This window comes from Atopobacter phocae ATCC BAA-285, from assembly GCF_000526675.1.
GTDB classification, from domain to species: Bacteria; Bacillota; Bacilli; order Lactobacillales; family Aerococcaceae; genus Atopobacter; species Atopobacter phocae.
Window position 1 is genome coordinate 26,282 of the sequence record NZ_JAGN01000014.1, and the last position, 10,224, is coordinate 36,505.

Consider the following 10,224-nt stretch of genomic DNA (forward strand, 5'->3'; position numbering starts at 1 on the left):
ATGAAGATGTCATTATGCGCAATAAGCGATGGAGACAACCATAAAAATGTCATTGCGTTCATGGAACGCCTAAAACAGGGTTCGATATGAGAAAAAAGACGCTATCCTATTTTGGATAGCGCCTTTTTGTATATGTTCAAACATTAAAAATGTTATAAAAATAAATAAAGACTTATAAAAATAAAAGAAGTATGAATCTTAATAATGCATGATTGCTTTAAAATATTAATTAAGAAACGATTCAAAATATTCTAAATCAATGTATGTTAAAAATTTAGAAGCATATTCAATACGGCCTTCTTGCTTTAATTGTTTAATAATGGTACCGGCAGTTTCTCGAGATGTTCCACTCATTCTGCCTAGCTCAGTAATAGTTAAAGGGTAAGGAATTCGAATCGTTCTGTTTGGATGAAGTTGACCGATATCGCGTGACCAAATGGCTAACGATTGAATGACTCGGTCGGTGGCGCTTGATGTATTACTATTTCTTACACGTAATTCGTGGTAGCTTAGAACATCAGAGAGATGTGTATACATATCGACTAAAGCATCTTTGTTATTTAAAATAATGCTCTCAAATTCTTTAGCAGGAATATAAACAACAGAAATTGCTGTTAACGCGTAGGCAGAGTAACGGTAATATTTATCACTAAATAATCCACCATAAGGGAAAAATTTTCCTTCACTAACATAGTCAATGTAAGAAAAGCTAGCTGATGGATCATCATTTTCTAGACGAATTAATCCTTCACCTAAATAATATAGACGTGTTCGTTCGTCACCGTCGTAGAATAAAATTTGACCTTTATCGTAACTTCGAACGTAACTATATTTTTTTAAGGCGTTTTTTTCTTCAAGGGTTAAATTTGAGAATAAGGGATCATTTAAGAAGTCGTCCATAAATTCTGCTTTTGTTTTTTGATGACGCCTCAAATTAAACCAATCCTTTCTACGAATTTCAAGTAATTATGATAGAATATGCACACATATTTTATCATAATTTTTGTGAAATCGATAAAGATTAATCAAATATTAAAGAAACTCGTGTATAGATTATAACTTTTGTGAAAAAACAGGATACAATAGTTGTAATCAAGATACTCTTGTAATGATATATCGGCTAAAAGTTGGATGTAATGAAATAAAAATGAGCATAAAATAAAAAGTAAATACTGAAGATGGATTGAGTGTTCAAGGAGGCAAGACGTTGAATCAATTAAAAGAATTCTTTTCTACACTATTAAATTGGTTGAGTATACCATTTCAATTGTTAAAGAAAAACGAAAAATTTATGTATTGGTATGAAAAAACACATAGAAAAGTTTTAAATTTTTGGCGCAAATACCGAATGAATAAAGTGATTATTTTAATCGGTTTATGGATTATTTTAGCAGGTAGTACGTATTTAGTGTTTCTGGCTAAAACAAGCGATGTCAGTACTTTAAAACAAGGGTTAGCACAAGAAACAATTATTTTTGATAAAGATGGTGATGAAGCGGGGACAGTGAGTCGAAATAAGGGGACGTTTGTTCCGCTAGAATCAATTAGTCCTGTTATGCAAAAAGCGGTTGTATCAACAGAAGATAAGCGATTTTATGAACATCATGGATTTGATTTAAAAGGAATTGGTCGTGCTGCCGTTAGCTATATTATTCACTTTGGACGAATTGGCGGTGGTGGAAGTACGATTACCCAGCAATTAGCTAAAAATGCATATTTGACATTAGATCAAACATTCAGTCGTAAGATTAAAGAGTTATTTTTAGCATTAGAAATTGAACGAATTTATACTAAAAATGAAATTTTGGAAATGTATTTAAATCATGCATACTTTGGTAATGGAGTATATGGTATCCAAGATGCAAGTGAACGTTATTTTGGAAAAAATGCAAGTGAGTTATCTTTAAGTGAATCAGCAACATTAACAGGGATGTTGAAAGGACCATCAATATACAATCCGGTCGATGATTACGATCGAGCGATTAATCGACGTAACACCGTTTTGACCGTAATGGAAAGTAACGGCGCTATATCTTCAGAAGAAGCAACCCAAGCTGCTGGAGAAGGATTTAATTTAGTCAACAATTATCAAGCGCCGCAAGACTATCGTTACCCTGATTATTTTGATGCGGTGATTAATGAAGCGATTTATGAATATGGATTAACAGAAGAAGAGATAATGGAACGTGGCTATCGTATTTATACGACATTAGATCAGACGATGCAAATGCAAATGGATGCTGCCTATCGACACAACAACTTTCCTGATGCAGATGACGGAACAGTGGTTCAAAGCGCCTCAATTGCCATGGATCCTTCAACTGGAGGAGTTCGCGCATTATTTGGTGGAAGAAATGAAGATGGAGAACATGTTTTTCGAGGATTCAACCGAGCGACACAAATGCGTGTTGCGCCAGCTTCCACGTTAAAACCTTTAGTGGTGTATACCCCGGCATTAGAAGCAGGTTATACGCCTGAAGATTTACTAAAAGATGAAAAACTATCTTACGGTTCAGATCAATATACGCCGGAAAATTGGAATCATGCCTATCAAGGACAGGTGACGATGACAGAAGCATTACAAATGAGTTGGAATGCCCCAGCTGTTTGGTTGATGGATAAAGTAGGGTTAGATAAAGGAATTAATAAATTAAAACAATTTGGTATTAAAACGACTAAAGATGACAAATATTTAGGTTTAGCTTTAGGTGGAATGACAAAAGGTGTATCACCGATGATGATGGCAAGTGCTTATACAACGTTTGCTAATCAGGGCATCCGGTCAAAAGGATTCTTTATTCGTCAAATTGTAGATGCAAGTGGCAAAGTCATTGTATCTAATAAACGGCCAACTACATATAAAGTGACAACCCCTAAAGTTGCACAAACGATGACCCAAATGATGTTGAATGTATATAGTGATTATGGAACAGGCGCTTCAGCACAAAATGGCTATGTCATGGCCGGAAAAACAGGAACAACTGAAACTGAAAACAATGAAGGGGTTGCTGCGCAATGGATGATTGCTTACACACCAGATATAGTCGTAGCGACGTGGCTAGGGTTTGATGAAACAACCGCAAACCATCGCCTATTCGGTTCAGCAGCAGAAAATATTTCTCCGTTATTTAGTCAAGAAATGGCTAATATTATTGAAGTTACGAATCAAACGCCATTTGGTGTAGAGCGGGAGTCTAATGGATTGATTGATCAAGAAGTAGAAAATCAAATTAATCAAACGATGGATAAAGTCAAAAAACAAGCAGATATTTGGATTAATAAAGCAAAAATTTTATTAGATGAGCAATCGAATAAATGGGGAAACCAATTACACGAATGGTTAGATTAATAAAATAAATAATTTCGGGACGATTGAGTCTCGTATCAAGATACGTTATACTGAATGGGCAAGATAAATACAGTAGTAGTATATAAAAGGAGATGAATCATATGAATAACAATATTTATGATACAGCTAATCAATTAGAACGTGAATTACGTGAATTAGACGCATTCAAAAAATTAGAAGAAGCTTTTAATACCATCTTTAAAAATGATATTGCTAAAAAGTTATTCGAAGATTTTAGAAATATTCAAATTGAATTACAACAAAAACAAATGACAGGTCAAGAAATTACAGAAGCAGATATGAAACATGCTGAAGAAATTGCGACAAAAGCAACAGAAAATGAATTTGTTCGTAACTTAATGGAAGCTGAACGTGAATTAAGCTTAGTAATGGAAGATATTAATCGTATCATTATGAAGCCTGTTCAAGAAGTTTATAGCCAACACGAATCTGCAGGCGAATAAACAAGTTAAAAATGAATTAATTAATTAATTTTTAAGAGATAGAGTGAAGTAGACTCTGTCTCTTTTTTGGTATAATAAAAGAGATAAAAATTTTATTGAATGAAAGACTTAGAAAGGAGCGATACGGTGATACGCTTTTTACATGCAGCAGATTGTCATTTAGAGTATCGTCCTGAGTTAGGACAAAGCGCTAATTTACGAGAACGCATTAGAATAGGCACACAAGAAGCTTTTAAGCGATTAATTGATTTAGCAATTCAAGAAGCAGTGGATTTTATCGTTTTTCCAGGAGATTTATATAATAGTCAGGAACGTTCATTACAAATACTTTTATTTTTAAAAGATCAATTTCAACGATTACAAGACAAGGGAATTCAAGTATATATAAGTTATGGGAATCATGATTTTGAGTCATCGCCAACACAAGTAATGAATTGGTCGCCGAATGTACACATTTTTGACACACAAGTTGAAACAAAAACATTTGAAAACATAAAAGGTGAGCGAGTAGCAATTAGTGGATTTAGCTACCCTACACGTTGGGTGAAAGAGAGTCAATTGAGTGAATTTCCAACCAAAGACGCTGATGTTGACTGGCACATCGGTCTTTATCACGGAGATTTAGCGTCTAGTGAAGTACAAGATAAATATGCACCGTTTACTATTGATGAGATGAGTCAAAAGCAATACGATTACTGGGCGTTAGGGCATATTCATAAACGACAATCTTTATCGATTCAACCAGCAATTTATTATTCAGGTAGTTTACAAGCAAGAAATCGTAAGGAAGTAGGCGATAAAGGTGTCTATTTAGTTACTCTAAAAGCCGATGCAATGCCACAGGTTGACTTTCATTCAACAGCAACATTTCAATTTATTAATCATACAATTACCATCTTAAAAGCAGAATCAATAGGTGAACTAAATGACCAAGTAATGCAACAATTAGAACAAATAGGTAATGAACATGCGGTGAACTTAGAATTAATTTTAGGAGTAGCTGTTGATGCTGATGTTCGAGAAGTTATTCGATCAACTCCACATTATGAACAACAATGGCTCCCTTATTTAATTAGTCACTTGCATATTAAAGAAGCAATTGAAGAAAAACAAATTTTATTAAACGATGCTTTAAAGAAACATTTTAAGGATGTTCAACATCGATTAAATGACCCTCATCAACAACGAGAAGCGTTAGAAGAGCTAATGCGGAGTCCAAAAGTGAGAGAAATTGTGGGTCAAGAAATTTTGGAGCAACCGAGTTTTTGGCAAGCTAGTTATGATGCGAGTGTTAACTTATTAAGTCAGTGGATTGATGATGAGCAATTAGCAGAGGAGGATAGCGATGATAAAAACGATTGAAATTGAGCGCTTTGGCGCTTTAAATCAGCGAGTTTACCACCTAACTCCAGGAATGAATATTTTTTATGGATTAAATGAAGCGGGAAAATCAACCTTGATAGAATTTATTCGTCAAATGTTGTTTGGATTCCCAAAGCAAGCAAAAAGTCGTAGGGATTATCGAGAGAAGAAAACTAAATATATGGGTGGACGCTTGTTAATTGAAGCAAAAGAGGGGTTTTGTTTTTGGGTAGCTCGCTCGATGTCAGATAAAGTCCAGACTTTTCAAGTCACATCAATGACTGGAGAAGTATTGCCTGAGAAAGTGTTGTCTGATTATTTAAATCATTTAAATGAGCAAGATATGAAGCAATTGTTTCAATTTAATCAAGATGAATTACATCAACTCACTGAAATCGAAAAAGATAAATTGAATGCTCTTTTTTATACACTTAGTGGTAGTGGCTCGTTAGCGTTATTCGAATTGAGTGAACGCTTAGAAGAAGAAGCTAGTGATTTATACACCTTGCGTTCAAGCAAAAAGCCAATCGATCAAACGCTTGAACAATTGCGATTAAAGAAAGAACAAGTAGATGAATTGAAACAGCAACAAGATGAATATTTTGTTCTTGAAAAAGAAGAAAGTCAGCTACAACCTTTAAAGCAAGAAGCACAGCAACGTGTTGAACAATTACGACAAGAACAGCAATTGAGTCAACAATTAAAAGAGCGACAAGCATTATATGAGGAGTATTTACAGTATCACGAAATAGCTAATCAATTAGCTAGTCCATTCTCAAAAGAAGAGGTTGAGCAGATGATTACTTATACTACTCGTTATCATGCATTGGAAGATCAAATTAATCAAATGAATCAAGAACTCATGCAAATTGAATTGCATCAAGATATTTTTGAGAGAGAAAGCCAACTAACCCATTCATTAGTTCAATTAAATGAATGGCTAAATGAAACGAAGGAGCAATTGAAGATACGCCAACAAAATGAGTTGAAGCGTCATCAACTTAATGACCTTCATCAGCGGATAACAAGTCTTGTTCAAAATTATCATTTAGGACAAGTTAAAGATGTGAATCGTTTACATCATTTACGGCAACCTTTATCACCAGATGAGCGTAGTTATCTCAAACAATTAGTTCACCAGCAAAATGAAATTGAGCAACGACGGCAAACATTAACCATTTTAATGAATAAACTACGTAATGAACAACAACAAATACAAAATGAATTAGATAATGAACAAACGAACCTAACAAATCGTTCGCAATCAATTAACCTATATGAAGGTCTTTTTATTGGGGCAACAGGTATTGGAGGGATTTTGGCTATCATAGTGGGTTGGACTATGCAAAGTAATGCACGTATGTTAAGTATCATTTTAGGTGGATGTTTACTTGTAGGGGCATGGGCATTAACTAAGAGAAAAACAAATCAGGACGAGAAAAAGAATCATCCATTAGTATTTAAAAAAGAACGTTTAGAACAATTGAATCATGAATTCAAACAATTAATGACAGAGCAAGAAACAATTAATCAAAGGGATGAAACATTAAATCAACAGCTGAATGACTGGGCGATACAATCGCGTTTTAGCGGGTTGATTCAAGACTGGGATCAATTTATAAAGTCAAATGGATTTGAGAATTTGATTATTGCTAATGTACATAAAGAAGAATTAGAGCAATCGTTAAAAGTTGAAGAAGTAAAAGAAGAACAATGGTTAAAGCGGATGAACCAACGATTGAGTACTTATCAAGAGGGACAATTAGATACAAAAGAAAGTGTACAAGAATCCATCGAAAGCTTATTAAAGGAACAAGAACAATTAAGTCAATTAATTGATGAAAGACAGCGTCAATTAAAATACTTTACAGATAAACAACTACAGGTGAAAGCCCAGTTAGAGAAAATGGATGAACAAAAGAAAATGTGGCTTCGTCAAATTAATCAAACGCATTGGGAAGATTTATTAGCACATGTCAATCGAGAACAAGCTCGTCAATTAGCGATTATTGAACGTGATCGTTTAACATCGTTACTAAAAGATTACATGGAACGTTTAGAACAAGTTGACTGGAAAGCACTAGACGAACGATTGATTCAAGTTGAGAAGGATTTAGCAAAGGCCATCCATGAATTGAACCATCTAACGAATCAATTAGCACAAGTGGAAGCGAAGTTAACACATCTGAGCAGGTTAGGTTCATATGAGACAGAATTATTAAATCTTGAACAATTGAAGGCTCAGTTATATGAACAACTTATTTCGTGGGGAAGTAGACGAATAGGGAGTGTATGGCTACAACGCGTTTTATCAGCAACGATTGGTAGTGATTTAAATCAAGTGTTTGAGTGTGCGGCTCAATACTTTAGTCGATTAACGGATGGACGTTACGTGTCAATTCGTAGTGGCCAGAAAAATATAGAAGTTAAAACAAGAGATAACGAGTGGTTAAAATTAGTGAATTTATCAACAGGTACATTAGAACAGTTGTATTTGTCGATTCGATTAGCTTTTATTGAACAAACGGCCGTCCATTTAAGATTACCGCTTGTAGTTGATGATGCTTTTATTAATTTTGATTTTGATCGACGACATCGTACTTATGACATATTGAAGCAAGTAAGCCATTCTCGTCAAGTGATTATATTTACATTTGATCACTCAATTATGGATTGGAAAGAATCACATGAATCGGTAGCAATTACTAGACTATAAAGGAGATATATCGTGAAAAAATTATATGCGTACGAAGTAAATGAAACAATTGATACAACTGTATTAATTAAGCAAGCGGATATTCGAACAGCAAAAAATGGCAATCCCTTTATTGCTTTTACATTTCAAGATCGTTCGGGAGCGATGGATGGTAAATATTGGAGTGCCACCCCAGAAGAAATTGAGCGATATCAAACAGGACGTGTTGTTCATTTAATAGGAAGACGAGAAATTTTTAATAGTCAGCCGCAAGTACGAATTGAAAAATTGTTCGTCTTAGAAGACACTGATCCTAACAATGATCCATCGCTTTATATGGAAAGTGCGCCAATGACAAAAGATGAGATGAGTGATGCATTACAATATTACTTATTTAAAATAACAGATGGTGCAATCAATCGAATTGTTCGAAACATTTTAAATCAAACCACTTCTGATTTTTTCACGTTTCCTGCAGCCAAAAGACATCATCATGCATTTTCAGGAGGATTAGGATTTCATACGATTTCAATTTTAAAAATAGCGGAACATTTAATTGAACAGTATGATCAATTAAATCCGTCATTGTTGTACGCTGGAGCAATTTTACATGATATTGGCAAAACGATTGAATTATCAGGTGCGGTCGGGACAGAATATACATTAGCGGGCAATCTATTAGGACATATTGTTATTGTCGATGAAATGATTGCAACCGCATGTCAAGAATTAGATATTGACCAAGCTAATGAATCAGTAATTTTGTTAAAACATATGATCTTAAGTCATCATGGCAAATTAGAATATGGCTCTCCCGTTCGTCCGCAAATCATGGAAGCAGAAGTCCTTCATCAATTAGACATGTTGGATGCGACGATGAATATGTTGCAAAGTGCACTTGATAAAACACCAGCAGGCGAATATTCGCCAAGAATATTTGGATTAGATAATCGTGCATTTTACAAGCCTTTAAAATAAGAGAGAAAAGAGAAGTGATGTGCAATGAAGCAATCATTATACCCAGTAATAGAACCCTATCAAATTCATCAATTGCCTGTATCAGATGTGCATACCATCTATGTTGAGGAATCAGGTAATCCAAATGGCAAACCGGTTATCGTTTTACATGGTGGTCCAGGCAGTCGATCGAATCCAATGAGTCGACAATTTTTTGATCCTACTTTTTATCGTATCATTCAATTTGACCAAAGAGGCTGTGGTAAAAGTACCCCTTTTGCTAGCTTAGAAGAGAATACCACGCATCATTTAGTAGATGATATGGAACAAATCCGAAGACAGTTAGGTATTGATCAGTGGCTAGTTATGGGAGGTAGTTGGGGGACAACACTTGCTTTACATTATGCGATTAAATATCCACAACAAATAATAGGATTGATTTTGCGAGGTGTATTTTTAGGCAGACCTTCAGATAATGATTGGTTATTTCAAGAAGGTAGCAGTTATTTCTATCCTGAATTATTCAAAAAATTTGTAGAACCAATTACCAAAGAGAAGCGAGATGCAATTATTCCCGCTTATTATGAATTGTTAACAAGTGATGATGCCAATGTTAGAGAAAATGCTGCGCGAGCTTGGTTTGAGTGGGAAAGTGGCATTACAACTTTACTGCCACAACCCATGGAAAAATGGACTGGAGAAACTGTTCGTCAAGGTATCGCACTTGCAACTTTAGAATGTCATTATTTTGTTCATAATTGTTTTGTCGAGGATGATAATTATTTATTAAATCGTGTACATGTTTTAAAAGATGTGCCGATTCATATTGTTCATGGACGATATGATGTTGATTGTAGGCCAAGTGGTGCTTGGGATTTATTCCAAGCACTGCCACATGCAGAGTTAATTTTTGCAGATGCATCTGGACATTCACAGGCAGAACCGAATATTTTGAAAGAGTTAGTTCGCTTTGCAGAACATGCTAAAAATTATTTCGTTTAAAGGAATAAAGTTCAAGTTAAACAAAAAAAGACTCAAATCATTCACATTGTGAATGTGAACTGCTCCCTGTCAAGTAGACAGGTAAAAAAATAAATTTTATGCACCTATGGTTTTTCATCCATAGGTGTTTTTTTATGCTGGAATAGCTAAACCCATCTTTAATGTGATTCGTTTAGTGTTAAAAAAATGAATATATTGATCAATATCTTTCTTTAAACTTTCAAACGCATCATATTTATTTAAATAATATAATTCTGATTTAAGAATGCCAAAAAAGTTCTCCATTGGCCCATTATCGATACATTTTCCTACACGTGACATACTTTGAATGGCTTGGTGATCCTTAATAAATTGAGCGAATGCATGAGAGGTGTATTGGTAACCACGATCACTAT

General features: G+C 34.6%; 8 protein-coding genes. 6 read left to right on the forward strand and 2 right to left on the reverse strand.

Going from position 1 to position 10,224, the window contains the following annotated elements; translation table 11 throughout:
- Positions 1–225 precede the first annotated feature (225 nt).
- Positions 226–933 (reverse strand): Crp/Fnr family transcriptional regulator, encoded by a 708-nt coding sequence (locus L866_RS0103635; RefSeq protein ID WP_025729255.1) that lies wholly within the window; start codon positions 931–933, stop codon positions 226–228.
- Between the two features lie 274 nt (positions 934–1,207).
- Here L866_RS0103635 and L866_RS0103640 point away from each other — a divergent pair, with 274 nt between their 5' ends.
- The 6 genes from L866_RS0103640 (at position 1,208) to pip (ending at position 9,829) form a co-directional block, all read left to right on the forward strand.
- Entirely contained in the window at positions 1,208–3,349 is a 2,142-nt protein-coding gene (locus L866_RS0103640) for a transglycosylase domain-containing protein (RefSeq protein ID WP_025729257.1), read from the forward strand.
- Positions 3,350–3,450: 101 nt separating this feature from the next.
- Positions 3,451–3,813: a YlbF/YmcA family competence regulator gene (locus L866_RS0103645; RefSeq protein ID WP_025729259.1), complete on the forward strand. Its 363-nt coding sequence runs from the start codon at positions 3,451–3,453 to the stop codon at positions 3,811–3,813.
- 126 nt (positions 3,814–3,939) lie between these two features.
- Complete coding sequence (locus tag L866_RS08510) at positions 3,940–5,175, forward strand: metallophosphoesterase family protein (RefSeq protein ID WP_051452855.1); 1,236 nt, start codon at positions 3,940–3,942, stop codon at positions 5,173–5,175.
- Positions 5,159–7,891, forward strand: a complete 2,733-nt coding sequence (locus L866_RS0103655; protein ID WP_025729263.1) for an ATP-binding protein — start codon at positions 5,159–5,161, stop codon at positions 7,889–7,891. The genes L866_RS08510 and L866_RS0103655 overlap by 17 nt, the downstream gene beginning before the upstream one ends.
- A 12-nt stretch (positions 7,892–7,903) precedes the next feature.
- Positions 7,904–8,848 (forward strand): 3'-5' exoribonuclease YhaM family protein, encoded by a 945-nt coding sequence (locus L866_RS0103660; RefSeq protein WP_025729265.1) that lies wholly within the window; start codon positions 7,904–7,906, stop codon positions 8,846–8,848.
- 24 nt (positions 8,849–8,872) lie between these two features.
- Entirely contained in the window at positions 8,873–9,829 is a 957-nt protein-coding gene (gene pip, locus L866_RS0103665; protein WP_025729267.1) for a prolyl aminopeptidase, read from the forward strand.
- Between the two features lie 132 nt (positions 9,830–9,961).
- Here pip and L866_RS0103670 read toward each other — a convergent pair.
- The coding region (locus tag L866_RS0103670) for an IS3 family transposase (protein WP_025729269.1) at positions 9,962–10,224 on the reverse strand (263 nt) is incomplete at its 5' end.